At 69.9% G+C, this 15,697-nt stretch carries 15 protein-coding genes and 2 pseudogenes; 7 read left to right on the plus strand and 10 right to left on the minus strand.

The features are described 5' to 3' along the window. Positions 1 to 100: 100 nt before the first annotated feature. The 5 genes from EV384_RS02505 to EV384_RS02525 form a co-directional block, all read right to left on the minus strand. Positions 101 to 1,345 (minus strand): RNA polymerase sigma factor, encoded by a 1,245-nt coding sequence (locus EV384_RS02505; protein ID WP_130329748.1) that lies wholly within the window; start codon positions 1,343 to 1,345, stop codon positions 101 to 103. Continuing rightward, the gene (locus EV384_RS02510) at positions 1,342 to 1,728 is read right to left on the minus strand and encodes a YciI family protein (RefSeq protein ID WP_130329750.1); all 387 of its coding nucleotides are present in this window, start codon (positions 1,726 to 1,728) and stop codon (positions 1,342 to 1,344) included. The genes EV384_RS02505 and EV384_RS02510 overlap by 4 nt, the downstream gene beginning before the upstream one ends. Before the next feature lie 5 nt (positions 1,729 to 1,733). Then, a complete protein-coding gene (locus EV384_RS02515; RefSeq protein ID WP_130329752.1) occupies positions 1,734 to 2,114 on the minus strand; it encodes a YciI family protein in 381 nt (126 codons plus the stop codon). Between the two features lie 641 nt (positions 2,115 to 2,755). After that, positions 2,756 to 4,132, minus strand: coding sequence for a permease prefix domain 1-containing protein (locus tag EV384_RS02520; protein WP_130329754.1), 1,377 nt, complete (start codon positions 4,130 to 4,132; stop codon positions 2,756 to 2,758). Further along, positions 4,129 to 4,503: a PadR family transcriptional regulator gene (locus EV384_RS02525; RefSeq protein WP_109801855.1), complete on the minus strand. Its 375-nt coding sequence runs from the start codon at positions 4,501 to 4,503 to the stop codon at positions 4,129 to 4,131. The genes EV384_RS02520 and EV384_RS02525 overlap by 4 nt, the downstream gene beginning before the upstream one ends. A 240-nt stretch (positions 4,504 to 4,743) precedes the next feature. Between EV384_RS02525 and EV384_RS02530 the strand changes: the two are divergent. The 4 genes and pseudogenes from EV384_RS02530 to EV384_RS02545 all read left to right on the plus strand — a co-directional run bounded on the left by EV384_RS02530 (position 4,744) and on the right by EV384_RS02545 (position 8,030). Further along, positions 4,744 to 5,590, plus strand: a pseudogene (locus EV384_RS02530) (ABC transporter ATP-binding protein). Continuing rightward, on the plus strand, positions 5,587 to 6,348 hold the full coding sequence (locus EV384_RS02535) for an ABC transporter permease (protein ID WP_130329758.1): 762 nt from the start codon (positions 5,587 to 5,589) through the stop codon (positions 6,346 to 6,348). The pseudogene EV384_RS02530 and the gene EV384_RS02535 overlap by 4 nt, the downstream one beginning before the upstream one ends. A gap of 30 nt (positions 6,349 to 6,378) precedes the next feature. After that, positions 6,379 to 7,149 (plus strand): MerR family transcriptional regulator, encoded by a 771-nt coding sequence (locus EV384_RS02540; protein WP_130329760.1) that lies wholly within the window; start codon positions 6,379 to 6,381, stop codon positions 7,147 to 7,149. Between the two features lie 236 nt (positions 7,150 to 7,385). Then, the gene (locus EV384_RS02545; protein WP_130340165.1) at positions 7,386 to 8,030 is read left to right on the plus strand and encodes a DNA alkylation repair protein; all 645 of its coding nucleotides are present in this window, start codon (positions 7,386 to 7,388) and stop codon (positions 8,028 to 8,030) included. A gap of 272 nt (positions 8,031 to 8,302) precedes the next feature. Here EV384_RS02545 and EV384_RS02550 read toward each other — a convergent pair whose 3' ends face one another. From EV384_RS02550 to EV384_RS02565, 4 genes are all read right to left on the minus strand, one after another. After that, a complete protein-coding gene (locus tag EV384_RS02550; RefSeq protein WP_130329762.1) occupies positions 8,303 to 9,013 on the minus strand; it encodes a DNA alkylation repair protein in 711 nt (236 codons plus the stop codon). A 210-nt stretch (positions 9,014 to 9,223) separates the two neighbouring features. Beyond that, positions 9,224 to 9,742 carry a hypothetical protein gene (locus EV384_RS02555; protein WP_130329764.1) on the minus strand — a complete coding sequence of 173 codons (519 nt, stop codon included), beginning with the start codon at positions 9,740 to 9,742 and terminating at the stop codon, positions 9,224 to 9,226. A 175-nt stretch (positions 9,743 to 9,917) separates the two neighbouring features. Next, the gene (locus tag EV384_RS02560; protein WP_242623908.1) at positions 9,918 to 10,541 is read right to left on the minus strand and encodes a DUF1963 domain-containing protein; all 624 of its coding nucleotides are present in this window, start codon (positions 10,539 to 10,541) and stop codon (positions 9,918 to 9,920) included. Positions 10,542 to 10,663: 122 nt separating this feature from the next. Then, entirely contained in the window at positions 10,664 to 11,026 is a 363-nt protein-coding gene (locus EV384_RS02565; protein WP_130329766.1) for a cyclic-phosphate processing receiver domain-containing protein, read from the minus strand. A gap of 313 nt (positions 11,027 to 11,339) precedes the next feature. Here EV384_RS02565 and EV384_RS02570 point away from each other — a divergent pair. Next, positions 11,340 to 11,450, plus strand: a pseudogene (locus tag EV384_RS02570) (ionic transporter y4hA); the annotation flags it as partial. Positions 11,451 to 11,507: 57 nt separating this feature from the next. Here the strand turns inward: EV384_RS02570 and EV384_RS02575 are convergent. Further along, positions 11,508 to 11,975 (minus strand): hypothetical protein, encoded by a 468-nt coding sequence (locus EV384_RS02575; protein WP_130329768.1) that lies wholly within the window; start codon positions 11,973 to 11,975, stop codon positions 11,508 to 11,510. Between the two features lie 202 nt (positions 11,976 to 12,177). On the opposite strand from EV384_RS02575, the gene EV384_RS02580 reads away from it, so the two are divergent. Together EV384_RS02580 and EV384_RS02585 are read left to right on the plus strand one after the other, a co-directional pair. Next, complete coding sequence (locus tag EV384_RS02580) at positions 12,178 to 14,787, plus strand: ATP-binding protein (protein ID WP_130329770.1); 2,610 nt, start codon at positions 12,178 to 12,180, stop codon at positions 14,785 to 14,787. A gap of 69 nt (positions 14,788 to 14,856) precedes the next feature. Then, entirely contained in the window at positions 14,857 to 15,669 is an 813-nt protein-coding gene (locus EV384_RS02585; RefSeq protein ID WP_130329772.1) for a class I SAM-dependent methyltransferase, read from the plus strand. The last annotated feature ends 28 nt before the right edge of the window (positions 15,670 to 15,697 follow it).

A 15,697-nucleotide genomic window follows, 5' to 3' on the forward strand; every position in this document is an offset into this window, starting at 1 on the left:
TAAGTTGGTCGTGGCGGCGATTTCAGGCCGAACTTCCGCAGCGACCGGATGCACTCATCTGCCGCGAACGGTGCTGGAACGGGCCGGTTCCACGTGTCGGTCAGCCGGCGAGCTGGTCGCGGCGGCGGGTGAGGTAGGCCCGCTCCGCGGGGTTGCCGGCGAGACCGATGGCCCGGTCGTACGCCGCCCGCGACTCGCCGCCGCGCCCGAGTCGCCGCAGCAGGTCGGCGCGCGCGGCGTGGAAGGCATGGTAGCCGTCAAGGACCTCGCCGAGCCGGTCGATCTCGGCGAGCCCGACCCCGGGGCCGTCGACTTCGGCGACCGCGACCGCCCGGTTGAGTCGCACGATCGGCGAGGGGTCGAGCAGCACCATGCGGCCGTAGAGGGCGACGATGGTGGACCAGTCGGTGTCTCGGGCGGATGGGGCATCCGTGTGGACCGCGTTGATCGCGGCCTGCAGCTGGTAGCGCCCAGGTGGGTCACCGCCCGCCGCCACCGCCTCGAGCCGCTCGCGGACCAGGGCCTTGCCTTCGGCGATGAGGGTGCGGTCCCACGCGCCGCGGTCCTGCTCGTCGAGGGTCACCAGCTCCCCGGTGCGGGACACACGCGCCAGCCGCCGGGCGTCGGTGAGGAGCATTAGGGCAAGCAGACCGGCCACCTCGCCGTCGTCCGGGAGGAGAGCTCGGAGCAGGCGGCCGAGGCGGATCGCCTCGTCGGTGAGGTCGCTTCGCAACGGGTCGTCCCCCTCACCGGCGAGATACCCCTCGTTGAAGACGAGATAGACGACCGCGAGCACGCCGGCGAGCCGCTCACGGATGTCGTCGGCCCAGGGCACCCGGTAGGGAATGTGCGCCGCCTTGATCTTTGCCTTGGCGCGTGTGATCCGCCGCGCCATCGTGGTCTCCTGCACCAGAAAGGCGCGGGCGATCTCGGGGACGGTGAGGCCGCCGAGCAGGCGCAGGGTGAGCGCCACCCGGGCCTCCATCGCGAGCGCAGGGTGGCAGCAGGTGAAGACCAGTCTGAGCCGGTCGTCCTCGACCGGGCCGGTCGGCTCAGGAGGGGTGTCGTCGTACACGATCCGGGCCGCCTGGTGCTTGGCGTCGCGCTGCGACTCGCGACGGAGCCGGTCGATCCCCTTGCGGGTCGCGGTGGTGGCGAGCCAACCGCCGGGATTGGACGGTACGCCCTCGCGCGGCCACCGCTCGGCAGCCGCTACGAACGCCTCGGCCGTCGCTTCCTCGGCGACGTCGAGGTCGCCGAAACGGCGCGCGAGGCCGGCGACCACCCGCGCCCACTCCTCGTGGTGGACACGGGTGATCGCCTGCTCGACGGTGGGACCGGTCACGGCGCCAGCAGCGCTCGGACGGATTCCTCGGTTCGGAAGGGACGCACCTCGACCGTGCCGCGGCACGCTTTCGACCCCTCGGCGGCAAGCGCCAGGGCCACGTCGAGGTCGGCCGCCTCGATGACCCAGAAGCCGCCGAGGTACTCCTTCGTCCCCAGGTAGGGCCCGTCGGTGAAGGCCGACTTCTCGCCCTGCCCGTCGACGGTGGTGGCGGTCGTCGCGGGCTCCAGGCCGTCGGCGAAGACGAAGTGACCGTCCCTCTGGAGCCTCTCGGTGAAGGCACCGGTGTCGGCGAACGCCTGCAGCATGGCCTTCTGGGAGGGGTAGGTGCCGAACTCGGTGCGCTCGGCCGGTCCGTAGACGGACAGCAGGTACCTGGGCACCGCGCTCACTTCTCCCCAGAGCCGTTACGCCGGGCCTGCCCGGGACCTCGGAACCGGTGCACCTCCTGCGGCCAGTCGAGCACGGTCGCGAGCCTGCCGGCCCAGTATCGCGCCGCCGCGTCGTCGGGCACGTCCACGACGGCGAAGCCGCCGAGGTGCTCCTTGGTCTCGACGTACGGGCCGTCGGTGAAGACGGCCTTGCCGTCAACCGGCTCGACACTGCACACCGCGGTGGACCGGTCGAGCCCGCCGTTGGTGAAGATCAGGACACCGTCGGCCTGCATCTCCTCGATCACGGCCCGGGCGGCCGTGCCTTTCTCGCGCAGCTCCTCCGCCGTGTGGTCGGGCACCCACTCATCGTTGAAGGTGATCAGGTACTCCGTCATGGTCGTCTCCTCTCAGTCCCGGACGAGGGCCTTTCCCGACTCCTCGTGTCCGGCGGCCCAGCCGGCCGCCGCACACTGGTTCCACGAACGGCTACGCCTTGATACGACACCATCCCGGAAACTCCGTTTCAAGGCAGCCCCGGCGTAGTGACTGAGGAAAGGATCGACCTCCGTCCTTCGAAACGCACACTCGCCCGCTGGACTCCCCGGCAAAACCGCGAACAGTTGGGGAGGTCGAGCAGGTCTGAGTGTCGCGGATGTTCGCCCCTCGTCTGCAGATACGGCACGGCGTGACCGCTCATGGCGCCGGGGGTGGCCCTACAACGAACTCGATGACAGTACCTATAGAGGCAGGTGACCACCCCCTGACGGACACGCTCGCATACCGAGAACAGTGCGTCGCTGTCTTGTTCGTGAATCATGGGGAGGGGATCGGCGTGGCTCTACTGATCGACGTAGACATCCTCTTCTGCCGCTGATAGCGCACACACTCTGCCGATGAGGGCACCTGCGGAGGACCATCCGCGTTTCCTGCGCACGATTGGGGCGGACGCGCGTGTTTGGCACGCAAGCGATGCGGCAGGCCGGTCACACCGATGGGCGGGCCGTCGACATCGCCGTCATGGGCTGGACCTTCTCGGTCAGACATAGCTGAACAACGGAGGGAAGAGGAGGACCACGGTCCAGGCCCACACGGCGTACACGGGTAGGTAGCCGGTCTGCCAGCGCTCGAGCGCCGCGAACGGTGTGCGCCGCCGGATGAACCTCAGCAACAGCCACGCCGAGTAGGCGAGGTTGGCCAGCAGGATGACGTTCTCGCCGAGCGCGGCAGCCCTGTTGGGTGTGGTGCCGTACTCGTCGGTGATGCGTCCGGTGATCGCGAGCAGTACCAGTACGTCGATGGCCAACGCGCTGACCACGAGAGCGAGCTGAAGTTTGTCGAACAGGCCGGTCGGGGCCAGCGGATCGCGCGCTGAGATCGAGTAGAGCAGTAGCCCCAGCACCACGACCAGCAGGAGGTCGAACAGGATCAGCGCTTCGCGCTCCACGTTGATGCCATGGCTGGTCCAGACGACGGCGACGAGGAAGGCCAGCAGTGCTGCCGTGAACAGCGGAGTGAATAGCCGCGTGAGCACCGGGGCGATATTTTCGACCACGCTCTGCTTGGCCTCGACCAGCCACCCGGCCACGACAGCCCCGGCCACGGCGCCGCAGGGAAGGAGCCACTGCGAGATGAACTCCTGCGGGATGATCCCGATGGCATTGAAGGTGTGGAACAGGAACAAGCTGAGCACACCGCCGCCGAGGGCGATGAGTACGAAGTAGATGAACCACTCGCCGGTGAAGCGGATGAAGTCCATGCGTCGGCGCGAGGAGCGCCAGTCGTCGGCAACGTAGGCCAAACCCACCACAAGCCACAGGGCGATGGGGAGGTGGATGCTGGTGAGGACCAGCGACTTTGACTCCTCGGCCAGGGGGTAGGCGTTGGCCGCCACCGCGCCGAGCCCGAACAGCGCCACCAGTGTCCCGATCAGCGGGCGTCGGGCCTGTCGGCGCCAAGCCAGGAAGACCGCCAGCCAGGGCAGGGCGAACAGGGTGAAGTTCCGCGCGTAGAACGCGCCGTCGTCCGCCAACCTCAACCCGAACAGCTCCGGCACCTTGATGGACGCCGCCGCGCCCGCCGCGCAGATGACCATCGCCCACAGGTCCCGCCGCGACCGCGTGTCCGCCGCCGGGCTGCCGGCCTCGCCGGTCAGCACCAGCTGCTTCCACAGCCGTTCCGAATGCTCACGCGCGAACTCGCGGGACAGTTCGTCGAGGCTACCCATCCGCTTGACCGCGACCAGGAACGCTTCATCCGCGCTCAGGCCGACCGCGACGAGTTCGTCGACGGAGCCGCGGAGATGGTCTTCGAGCTCGTCGGCGTCGGACGGCTGCAATTCCCGGCGGCGCTGTACGTACTGACGCCACTGCCGGAACTGCGCCTCCAACTCCTCCTGACCCTCCCGCGCCGTCATGCCCGGCACCCCAGCGGGATCGCCGTCAGCGGCCTGCGGTCGCCGAGGCCAAGCCAGATCTCCTTGAGCGCGTCGGTGACCGTGTCCCACTGGCGGCGTTGCTCGGCCAACTCAGCCAGGCCCTTGTCAGTGATGCGGTAGTACTTGCGCCGCCGCTCGCCGGCTACCGACTGCCAGCTCGACTCCGAATAACCGAGGCGCTCAAGCCGGTGCAGCAACGGGTAGAGCAGCCCCTCGGTCCAGTCCAGCTCGCCACCGGACAGCTCGTTGATCCGCCTGAGGATGGCGTAGCCGTAGCTCTCCCCCTCGGCCAGGATGCCGAGCACCATCGGTGTCGCCGAGGCGGCCACCAGATCCTTGGCGACCTTCACGAGAACTCACCCCGTTCCATACCCTAGAAGTGTTGTGCATAGTACTGCTAGGTATTGTGTGGCACAACGGCCCGGTCACGCGTCCGTGGCGGCGGTACCCGCGATCCCGCCGCAGCCAGATGACCTCTCATAGCCGATTAGTGAGCGGTGGATGGAGCCCTGACCCCACTCACGAGCAGATAACGCTGCCTTGCTCCCGGGCTTGACCTTGACGCTGCGTCAACCCTGCATGCTGGCACCATGTCCATAGATTCTCAGATGTCAACCGAGCAGGTCCGCGGGCCTGTGATCCAGGTCCAGGGCCTGGAGAAGTCGTACAAGGATCTGCACGTGCTGCGTGGCGTGGACTTCGACGTGGCGCGGGGCAGCATCTTCGCCCTGCTCGGCTCCAACGGGGCGGGTAAGACCACCGTCGTGAGGATCCTGTCCACGCTGCTCAAGCCGGACGCGGGAACGGCCAGCGTCAACGGCTTCGACGTCGCCACGCAAGCGGCGAACGTGCAGGAGTCCATCAGCCTGACGGGACAGTTCGCGGCCGTCGATGAGATCCTCAGCGGGCGGGAGAACCTGGTGCTGATCGCCCGGTTGCGGCATCTGAGGGATCCGGGCCGGATCGCGGATGACCTGCTGGCCCGCTTCTCACTGACTGACGCGGCGACACGGAAGGTGTCGACGTACTCGGGTGGCATGCGCCGCCGCCTCGACATCGCGATGAGCCTCATCGGGAACCCGCCGGTGATCTTCCTCGATGAACCGACGACCGGGCTCGATCCACAGGCGCGTCTCGAGGTGTGGCAGGCCGTCAGGGAGCTCGCCGGGCAGGGCACGACGGTGCTGCTCACCACGCAGCACCTTGACGAGGCCGAACAGCTCGCCGACCGGATCGCGGTTCTCCACCGGGGGCGCATCATCGCCAACGGCACTCTCTCCGAGCTCAAGCAGCTGCTCCCGCCCGCCAAGGTCGAGTACGTCGAGAAGCAGCCGACCCTCGAGGACGTCTTCCTCGCCATCGTCGGTGACGACGGCACTGACAGCAAAGTAGGCGCCGCCAGCCCCGACGGCACGAACAACTAAGGACCCTCGATGACCAAGCACTTCTTCGGTGACACCACCGTCCTGCTGGGCCGGTCCCTGCGCCACATCGGCCGCAGCCCGGACACCATCATCACGACCGTGGTCATGCCGATCGCCTTCATGCTGCTGTTCGTCTACGTATTCGGCGGCGCGATCCAGACCGGGTCGGACAAGTACGTGAACTACCTGCTGCCAGGCATCCTGCTCATCACGGTGGCCTCGGGCATCTCCTACACCGCATACCGGCTCTTCCTGGACATGAAGGGCGGCATCTTCGAGCGGTTCCAGTCCATGCCGATCGCACGCTCGTCCGTACTGTGGGCGCACGTGCTGACCTCGCTGGTCGCCAATCTGATCTCGCTCGTGGTGGTGGTGCTGGTCGCCCTCGTCATGGGCTTCCGCTCGGGGGCCGGCGCGCTGGACTGGTTCGCGGTCACCGGCATCATGATGCTGTTCACCCTGGCCCTGACTTGGCTCGCCATCATCCCGGGCCTGACCGCGAAGTCCGTGGACGGCGCGAGCGCGTTTTCCTATCCGCTCATCTTCCTGCCGTTCATCAGCTCGGCCTTCGTACCCACCGAAAGCATGCCCGGCCCGGTGCGCGCCTTCGCCGAGAACCAGCCGGTGACGTCCATCGTCAACGCGATCCGCGGCTTGTTCGCTCAGCAGCAGGTCGGTGGCGACATCTGGATCGCCCTCGCCTGGTGTGCCGGCCTCCTCATCGTCGCGTACACCCTCGCGATGGCCATCTACCGCCGCAAGATCAGTTGATGTTGTGTCGCCTTAGTGCAGGATGAGGCCATGCTGACGATCGGACGGCTGGCGTCCTACGCCGGAGTGACCATCCGCGCGGTACGGCACTACCACCAGATCGGACTGCTCCCGGAGCCGGAGCGCGACGCCTCCGGCTACCGGACCTATGGCGCCGTCGCGGTTGTGCGACTCATCCGGATCCGGACCCTGGCCGAGGCCGGCGTCCCGCTGGCCCGGATCCGCGAGCTGCTCGACGCCGACCCGGAGACGTTCGCCGCCGCGACCACCGAGATCGACCGGCAGCTGCGGGCGCAGATCCGCGCGCTGCAGGAGCACCGGCGGCGGATCGCGAGGCTGGACTCCGGAGATTCGTTGGCTCTCCCGGAGGAGGTGGTCGACTACCTGGACCGCCTGCGTGCCACCGGAGCGCCGGAGGCGATGATCGTGGCCGAGCGCGACGCATGGATCCTGATAGCGGCGCGCTGGCCGGAGGCGATCCCGGCGTTCATGGCCCAGAAGGTGGCCGAGCTGGCCGACCCGAAGATGGTCCGGCTCTACCAGCTCATCGGTCGGATCGCGGAGGACTGGGAGGACGAGGAACTGTTGCGCGAGACGGCCGACCTGATGAGCGAGCTGTTCGAGCAGGCGGCGGTCAATGGGCAGCTGGACTGGCGGGACGAGCACGTGCCCGACGCGGAGTTCATCCGCCTGATGGACGCGTTCGCCGATGGTGCCCACCCCGCCGTCGCGCGGCTGCGGGAGCTGATCGCTGAGCGTGGGTGGGCCGGGTGGACTCGGGTCGAGAAGCGCGAGCCCTGAGGCGTCACGCCGCGCCCGCACCCGCCTCTGATCAGGCGCACTCATCTGCCGCTGATCGCGCGTCACAGACGGTGACTGGTCCGCCATGTGCTTCAGCTTCCGGTACTGCCGAATAGCGGATAGTGGCCTTGACTATGCGCTTGCTGATCACCTGGTTGACCGTGCTTCCTCGTAGGCTGAATCTCACACGTGATGGGCAGGAGGCTGAGGTGGTCGAGACGACGGTGGCCGAGGTGATGGCCGAGCTGGCCGCGCTCGAGGACCCGAAGACACGCGAGGTGAACGAGAAACACGGTGACGATCACGGTGTGAACCTCAGCAAACTGCGGGCGCTCGCGAAGCGGCTGAAGACGCAGCAGGAACTCGCGCGCCAGCTCTGGGAGACGGATGACACTGCGGCGAGACTGCTGGCGATCTTGATCTGCCGCCCGAAAGCGTTCGAGCGTGACGAGTTGGACGTCATGTTGCGCGAGGCGCGCACCCCCAAGGTGCACGACTGGCTCGTGAACTACGTGGTCAAGAAGAACCCGCACTCCGAAGAGCTGCGCATGACCTGGTCCGCCGATCCGGATCCAGTGGTCGCGAGTGCCGGCTGGGCGCTGACCACCGAACGCGTGGCGAAGAAGCCCGAGGGCCTCGACCTCGCAGGACTGCTCGACGTCATCGAGGCGGCGATGAGAGACGCCCCGGATCGCCTGCAGTGGGCGATGAACCACTGCCTGGCTCAGATCGGGATCGAGCACGCCGAGCACCGCGCCCGTGCAATCGACATCGGTGAGCGCCTGGAGGTGCTCAAGGACTACCCGACTCCCCCGAACTGCACGTCTCCGTTCGCGCCCATCTGGATCAACGAGATGGTGCGCAGACAGCACGATAAATAGAAAGGTTCGCGCTCACGCTCGTGTCGCTACCCCTGGAACGCGGCAACACGATCAACAGAAGCTGGCTACGTAGCGAGGCGAAGCGCAACGCACACGGAGACGTACCCATGCAAACATCCGCTTCTGCCGCGATCCGCGTGTCACGCAGCGTGACTCGACGCCGGTGGGCCGCTGCTCGAAACTGCCGAAGATTGTGCATCGCGGGCTCCGAATTGCGCCCAAAAGGCGAGTCTTATCAAAGAGACGCCCACCATCCGGCGCGCATCGATCATCTAGACCACGCCGGATAGGTACTCCCTACGTCGCTGCGGTTCGAACTTCTCGATCGCGTACCGCAGCATGACCCGTGGCATGACCCGGTAACGTCGGGCCAGGAACTCCTCCTCCGCCGCTCTGTCACGGTTGCCCACCTCGCGCAGCATCCAGCCGACCGCCTTGTGTACGAGGTCGTGTGGGTCGCGCAGGAGCCGTTCGCTGAGCCGGAAGGTCCAATGGAAGTCGCCGGCTTTGATGAAGGCGAGAGTTGCCATGATGGCGATCCGCCGATCCCACACCAGGCTCGACTCGGCCAACCGATCCAGTACGTTCCGGTCCTTGTCGATCAGCCAGGGGCCGACGATGTACGGCGCGGATGAGTCCACTAGGTCCCAGTTGTTGATGCGGCCGGTGTTGGCCAGGACCATGCTGAAGATCCTGCCCCGTTCCTCCTCGTCCCCCTTGATGAACTTTCGCACTAGGATGAAGAGCGACGTCAGCCTCTCCTCGTGCACACTGCTCTTCAGCAGCGTCGCCGTTTCGGCTAGGGAGAGGTCGCGCCAGTACCGGCCGGCCACCCGGCGCTGTTCCGGCACGGAGACGCCGATGGCCCGGTCGCCCTCGCCATACCCGCCGGGAATCATCTGCAGAAACCGGCTCACTCCCTCCGCCCGTCGCGGGTCGGCGAGGCTGGCGAGTTCGTGACGGACGTCCGCGGTCGTGGCCATAACTGTGCAACCTACCGCGACCGCCGGTGCCTACTGTGCTGCGTCTACTTACAAAAGCCGAGATCAACTTACTGTCATGCCGCGGCCCGCTCGTTCCTATATGTACGCGGTCGACAACCTCGCCATTGAGTCTCCAAGCAGACACCGTTCTCTGGAACTCCGACCCCGGAGAGCCCGTGGCCGGCCCCGGCCAAAGATTGGTGAGGCGGCTCAGCGGCGGCTTCCCCATGTCTGATGCCAGCGGCGGGCATCGTCGCTGCCCACGCGAAGTACAGCATCCGGCGCTGCCGGTGCAGGCCAGAGTTCGAGGAGATACCTATCGGCCACTTCGTCGGCGAACTCGTTCTGCACGCCGGCATCCCGACCCACGGCCGACGCTCTCAGACGGTATTGCCCTGGCGGCACGGCGAGCGACCCGCCGGACTCACCCGCCCAGGTCGACCATCGCATGACACGACCTGGGGGCAGGTCGAACGATGCCTCGAGGACGTCTTCCCAGTCGGCATTCGCTCTTGGCTCGGAGGCCTTTAGCACGATGCGTACCGCGGACCCGCCCGACCGACGGGCAAGCAGGATCACGACGTTGCCGGAGACCGCTGCGCCGACGAGCCCGTTCTGTTGATCCTTGAAGAATCGGTCAGCGTCGCCGTCCCAGATCTCTTCCCCCCACTCCAACGTCAGCTGGCCGTAGTCGGTGTACACGACTTGATTGAGCAGTTCTTCACTCATGGCGGCGCAGCCTAGGCTCGGGGCCCGCGACCTCAGGTTCGAACATCCGCATCCGCCGCCGACCGTGCGCCTGCTGTAGTTCAGGCATTACCGCGTCGTGCTGTGCGGCGGTGCCACCGTCGCGTGCCCGCTCTGCGCTGCCCTGGGTGACGGTCCTGGGTCGGCCTCAGTCGCTTCATCGTTGCCAAAGGAACGCGGCGTCGCCGCAGGATCGGCAACGAAATCCGTAACCACAGCCACCACCGCCGAAGTTCGCCGAGGTTCGGTAATCGTGTCCTTCCTCAAGCTGCACGACGAACGACATCGGTTGATCACAGACGCCGCAGTCGGGTGTCTCGTCGTTCTGCAGCCACGCCGGCCGACCACCGAGCTGGCCCAGCACCTCCGGCCCGGACCGACCGGTCTCGCGAGCCCAGCGGCCCCGCGCTCCCAGATAGTCGTCCCCCTCGATCTGCACGAAGCCGATCGCGGACGTCTCGTCGAGCAGCGTGACGCCGTCATCGGGTACCGGGGCGGCCCGCGTGGCATCGGACCCGAACACGAAGGCGCTGTTTCCGCCCGCGGCGGCATGCCATTCTTCGCAGAGCCCCGGCTCGTTCTGGCACATGAAGACCGACAGCAGACCGGCACTGCCGGGATCGGCGTCAGCAAGGCAGATCTGAGCCAGGAACTGCATCGGCCCTTCGCACTCGCGGCACCGAGGCCACTCGAACTCCGGCGGCGTGAGCGGGACTCCGCCCGTCCGGGTTCCCGACGCGTCTGCTGCCGCGGCGCCGGCGTAGATCATCAGCTTCACCACGCGAGCAGGGTACGCGGCGCCCTTCGAACGAGCGGTCGGACGAATGCCGTTTTCGGCGGGGCTGACAAGACTCACTGATTCGTCGCTGACTGCTCGAACCCCATCCACACCGAGACTCTCGGTTACTCGTTCAGATAGCCGACTGCCGCGGAGCCGGATGCGATCCGGACGCGGTAGCCCCAACGTTGCAGAGCCTGAGCCATCTTGCCCGCGCCGGCCGGGTTGGCGGAGTGGACATGGACGACGCCGATGTCGAACGGACGCCCTTCGAAGGCCGCACGCTCCAACACCTCCACAACCGGCCAGATCGTGTCGGCCTCACCGAGGTCGTGATCGAGCCACAGCTCGTCCAGCCGCTCGTCGCGGTGGCGTTCGAGGAGGGCGACCCCGGCGGCGCTGCTGCGTGCCACCGCGGCATCACGGCCATCAACGAAGGAGCGCAGGTCGTCTACCAGAACGATTCGCCGAAGCTTGCTGCCGTCCACGGGACCATCGTGCCGCACCTCGTCGGGAGATCCGAGGGCTCGGGGACGATCACCTCGGACATCGGGCGCACTCTTCTAATGGGCTCTGTCAGCCTGCTGGTGCAGGATGGCTCCGGTAGCGGCTGGCGGGTCAGCACTCCACTCTTCAGGCCTTCAAGGTCTTGCGGCAGACCGTGCGCCCGCTGGTCGTGAGGAGGCTGGACAGCTGATGGGATGACGTGCCCCGCTTCTGCGCGGTGAGCACTTGGCCATTAGATCGCTGAGGTCTCTTCCACGCTGCCGTGACCGACATGGTTTGTCGAGGAAGAAGGCAACCGCCGTGACCGGTGTGCTCACCGTGGTGCCGGGTCGGGCGACCGTGCTCCAGGGCGGGGTGCACCTGGTGCTGCTCGCCGCCTTCGTCTTCCTCGCGGCCAGTCCGTAGCGGCGGGCGTCCGGGGTCCGGCGGTCGCGGTCCTCCGCCGGGGACGCCCGCCGGGGGTCACGCCGGCTGGTCCAGAGCCGCCACGACGATGCCGGCCACGCCCAGGTACGCCAAGCCCACGCCCAGCGTCGCCAGGATCATCCGGGCCGCCTTCGCCCCGGTCGACCGATCATTGCGGGCGATCGAATGGTTGCCGACGAAGCCGACCACGCCGAAGGCGCCGCCGATCAGCCCGCCTTTGATCGCCAGGAGGAACGGGATCATGATCAGGATCCGGAGCACGACCGGGGTCTCCGGCCCGGTCCGGTGGTTAACCCCGTCGATCTCGATCACCGGGTACGCGTCGAGGAGTTTGGTCTTCAGCTTGGCGCGGACCGTTCCACCGCCCACTGCGGGCAGATCGAAGACGTCCCGCCGGCCGGTCCCCGGGATTCCGCCCACCAGGACCCGCGGGTTGCCGAACGTGTTCACCTCGACCGTCACCGGCCCGTCGACCCGGTCTATGACTATCGGTTCGGTTCGCATGGGCGGCCACAGCAGACGGTGGAGCGGGCCGCCGCTGCCCCGCTCGACGAGGTGGCGTCGCTGTCGGGGGTGGGAGTGGGCCCGCAGCGCATGGGCATTACGGCGAACGCCGTGATCCGCTACCGCTCCTGACCGGCGCGGACCAGTCGGCTCGACGTCAGGACGAGCTCTCCGCCGCCCGCCGTGACTAGCATCGGCCACGATGGAGCTGCTGGAGCGGGCCGACCCACTCGACGCGCTGGACGAGCTGCTGACGGCCAGTGCCGCCGGTGGCCGCATCGCGCTCGTCGCCGGCGAGGCGGGTGCCGGCAAGTCCGCCCTGGTCAGCGCGTTCACGGCGGCGGTCGGGGCCCAGGCCCGGGTGCTGCAGGGCGGCTGCGACCCGCTGCTCACCCCGCGCGCCCTCGGCCCGCTGCACGACATCGGCCGGCAGGTCGGCGGGGCGCTCGCCGAGCGGCTCGCCGACAGCCGGGCCGCCGACGGGCGGGAGGGCGACCGGCAGGGCGTGCTCTTCGACGCCCTTCTCGACGAGCTGGCCGGCCCCCGGCAACGCCGCCGACCGGTGCTGGTGATCGAGGACGCGCACTGGGCGGACGAGGCCACCCTCGACCTGACCGCGTTCCTCGGCCGCCGGCTGGCCGGCTGCCGCGCCCTGCTGGTGCTCACCTACCGCGACGACGAGGTGGGTCCGGAGCACCCCCTGCACGCGGTGCTCGCCGGGCTGCCCCGCGCGCTGGTGCGCCGGCTGCCGCTGCCACCGCTCTCCACCGCCGCCGTCGCGGAGCTGGCCCGCCGGGCCGGTCGCTCCCCCGCCGGCCTCTACCAGGCCACCGGGGGCAATCCGCTGCTGGTCACCGAGGTGCTGGCCGCCGCCGGGCCCGGCGTCCCGCCGACCGTACGCGACCTGGTGGCCGCCCGGCTCGCCGCGCTCAGCCCGGCGGCGCGGGAGGTGGCCCGGCTGGTGTCGGTGGTGCCGTCCCGGACCGAGTCGCACCTGCTCGCCGGGGAGCCGGCGGCGGCCGTCGAGGAGTGCCTGGCCGGCGGGCTGCTGGTGCCGGCGGAGGACGGCGTGCGGTTCCGCCACGAACTGCTCGGTAGGGCGGTCCGGGACGGCCTCTCCCCGGTGCGCCGCGCGGCCCTGCACGCGGCGGTGCTGGCCCGGCTCGCCGACCGGTCCGACGTGGACGTCGCCCGGCTGGTGCACCACGCGCACCACGCCGACGACGCGGCGGCCGTGCTCCGGTGGGCGCCGCTGGCCGCGCGCCGGGCCCCGGCGGTCGGCGCGCACCGGCAGGTCGTCGCCCACTACGCGGTGGCGCTGCCGCGCGCGGCCGGACTGCCGGCGGCGAGCCGGGCGGAGCTGCTGGAGGCGTACTCGTCCGCCGCCTACCTCGCCGGGCTGGGCACGGAGGCCCTCGCCGCCCGGCGGCAGGCGCTCGCGCTGCGGGAGGCCGACGGCGACACTGTCCCGATCGGCGAGAACCTGCGCTGGCTGTCCCGGCTCTGCTGGTGGACCGGCGACAGCGCGGCCGCCCGCGCGGCGGTTACCCGGGCGGTCGAGGTGCTGGAGTCGGCGCCGCCCGGCCGGGAGCTGGCCATGGCGTACAGCGGGATGGCGCAGCTGCTGATGCTGGCCAACCGGGACGACGAGGCGATCGACTGGGGCGGCCGGGCGCTCGCGCTGGCGGGCCGCATCGGGGATCGGGACACCGAGGCGCACGCGCTGGTCAACGTCGGGTCGGCGCGGCTGCAGCGCGGCGACCCGGACGGCGTCGAGCTGCTGGAGCAGGCGCACGTCCGGGCCGCGCTCGACGGGCTCGACGACCATGCCGCGCGGGCCCTGGTCAACCTGGCCACCATGTCCGTCGAGCGGTACGACCTCGACGCGGCCGGCGCCCGACTGGACCGCGCGCTGGAATTCACCACCGGGCGGGACCTCGACGGGTACGCCCGCCACCTGCTCGGCTACCGGGCCCGGCTGCGGCTGCTCCGGGGTGACTGGACCGGCGCGCTGGCCGACGCCGAGAGCGCCCTCGCCGGCTCCGGGCAACCCGGCGGCAGCCTGGTGCCGGCGCTGCTCGTCCGCGGCCTGCTCCGCTCCCGGTACGGCGATCCGGCGGCGGCGGACGAGCTGACCCAGGTGGCCGGGTGGGCGTACGGCACGGGCGAGCTCCAGTTCGTCGGCCCGGCGGCGGCGGCCCTCGCCGAGCACCACTGGCTCGACGGCGAGCCGGAGCAGGCCGCCGCCGAGGCCCGCCGCGGCTACGAGCTGGCCGTCGCGGCGGGACAACCGTGGTCCGCCGGGGAGCTGGCGTACTGGCGGTGGCGGGCCGGGGAGCTGACGTCGGCGCCGGAGGTGGCCGCGTCGCCGTACCGGCGGCTGCTCGACGGCGACTGGGCCGGCGCGGCCGACGAGTGGCGGCGCCTCGGCTGCCCGTACCGCCGGGCGGAGGCCCTGGCCTGCGGGGACGCGGAGGCGGCGGGCGAGGCGCTGCGGATCCTGGACGCCCTGGGCGCGGTCCGGACGGCCCGCCGGCTCCGGGCCGAGCTGCGCGGGCGCGGCCTGGCCCGGGTGCCGCGCGGCCCGCGACCGGCGACGGCGGCCAACCCACCCGGGCTGACCGCCCGGCAGCTGGAGGTGCTGGCGCTGGTCGCCGACGGGCTCAGCGACGCGGAGATCGCCGCGCGGCTGTCGCTGTCGGCGCGCACGGTCGGGCACCACGTCTCCGCGGTCCTCGGCAAGCTGGCCGTGCCCAACCGGGGGCAGGCCGCCGCGGTCGCGCGCCGGCAGGGGCTGGTGCCGCCAACATAGGTGGTTCTCCCCATGTCCGGCCGCCGCCGCAGTCCTAGCGTCACCGGCAACCGAACGGAGGGCACCGCCATGACCAGCACGATCGACCTGGCCGCCGTCAAGGCGCGGCAACAGCAGACCTGGGCCAGCGGCGACTACGGCGCCGTCGCCGCCCACATCCACCTCGTCTCCGAGCTGCTCGTCGAGGCCGCCGACCTCGCCGCCGGGGCGACCGTCCTGGACGTGGCGACCGGCACCGGCAACGCGGCGATCGCGGCGGCCCGCTGCGGTTGCCGGGTGACCGGCGTCGACTACGTACCGGAGCTGCTGGAACGCGCCCACGCGCGGGCCGTGGCGGAGCGGCTGCCGGTGACCTTCGCGACCGGTGACGCCGAGCGGCTGGCCTACCCGGACGCCTCGTTCGACGCGGTGCTCTCCTGCGTCGGGGTGATGTTCGCGCCGGACCAGGAGCGCGCCGCCGCCGAGCTGGTCCGGGTCTGCCGGCCCGGCGGCACGGTGGCGCTGGCCGCCTGGACGCCGGAGGGCTTCATCGGCGACCTGTTCCGCACGGTCGGCCGGCACGTCCCGCCGCCCGCGGGGCTGCGCGGGCCGGTCGATTGGGGCCGCGAGGAGCGGCTGGCCGAGCTCTTCGGCGCGACGCTGCGCGACCTGCGGGCAACCCGGCGGACCTTCGTCTTCCGCTTCACCGCGCCGGAGGAGTTCGCCGACTTCTTCCGGGTCAACTACGGGCCCACGCTGAAGGCGTTCGAGGCGCTCGACGAACCGCGGCGGCCGGCGCTGCACGCCGATCTGGTCGGGCTGGCGCGCCGGTACGACCGCTCCACCGACGGCACCGTCCGCATCCCGGCGGAGTACCTGGAGGTGGTGGCGACCCGGGCGTGACGCCCGCCGGCCCCGCTGCCCCGCGACG

The sequence above is a fragment of the Micromonospora kangleipakensis genome (assembly GCF_004217615.1).
Lineage (GTDB): Bacteria > Actinomycetota > Actinomycetes > Mycobacteriales > Micromonosporaceae > Micromonospora > Micromonospora kangleipakensis.

What these genes read in the sequence shown, in the direction of transcription:
- EV384_RS02515 (WP_130329752.1), bottom strand. Translation starts at nt 2,114, where the DNA reads ATGACGGAGTACCTGATCACCTTCAACGATGAGTGGGTGCCCGACCAC.
- EV384_RS02520 (WP_130329754.1), bottom strand. Translation starts at nt 4,132, where the DNA reads ATGACGGCGCGGGAGGGTCAGGAGGAGTTGGAGGCGCAGTTCCGGCAG.
- EV384_RS02535 (WP_130329758.1), top strand. Translation starts at nt 5,587, where the DNA reads ATGACCAAGCACTTCTTCGGTGACACCACCGTCCTGCTGGGCCGGTCC.
- EV384_RS02540 (WP_130329760.1), top strand. Translation starts at nt 6,379, where the DNA reads ATGCTGACGATCGGACGGCTGGCGTCCTACGCCGGAGTGACCATCCGC.
- EV384_RS02545 (WP_130340165.1), top strand. Translation starts at nt 7,386, where the DNA reads ATGGCCGAGCTGGCCGCGCTCGAGGACCCGAAGACACGCGAGGTGAAC.
- EV384_RS02550 (WP_130329762.1), bottom strand. Translation starts at nt 9,013, where the DNA reads ATGGCCACGACCGCGGACGTCCGTCACGAACTCGCCAGCCTCGCCGAC.
- EV384_RS02555 (WP_130329764.1), bottom strand. Translation starts at nt 9,742, where the DNA reads ATGAGTGAAGAACTGCTCAATCAAGTCGTGTACACCGACTACGGCCAG.
- EV384_RS02575 (WP_130329768.1), bottom strand. Translation starts at nt 11,975, where the DNA reads ATGCGAACCGAACCGATAGTCATAGACCGGGTCGACGGGCCGGTGACG.
- EV384_RS02580 (WP_130329770.1), top strand. Translation starts at nt 12,178, where the DNA reads ATGGAGCTGCTGGAGCGGGCCGACCCACTCGACGCGCTGGACGAGCTG.
- EV384_RS02585 (WP_130329772.1), top strand. Translation starts at nt 14,857, where the DNA reads ATGACCAGCACGATCGACCTGGCCGCCGTCAAGGCGCGGCAACAGCAG.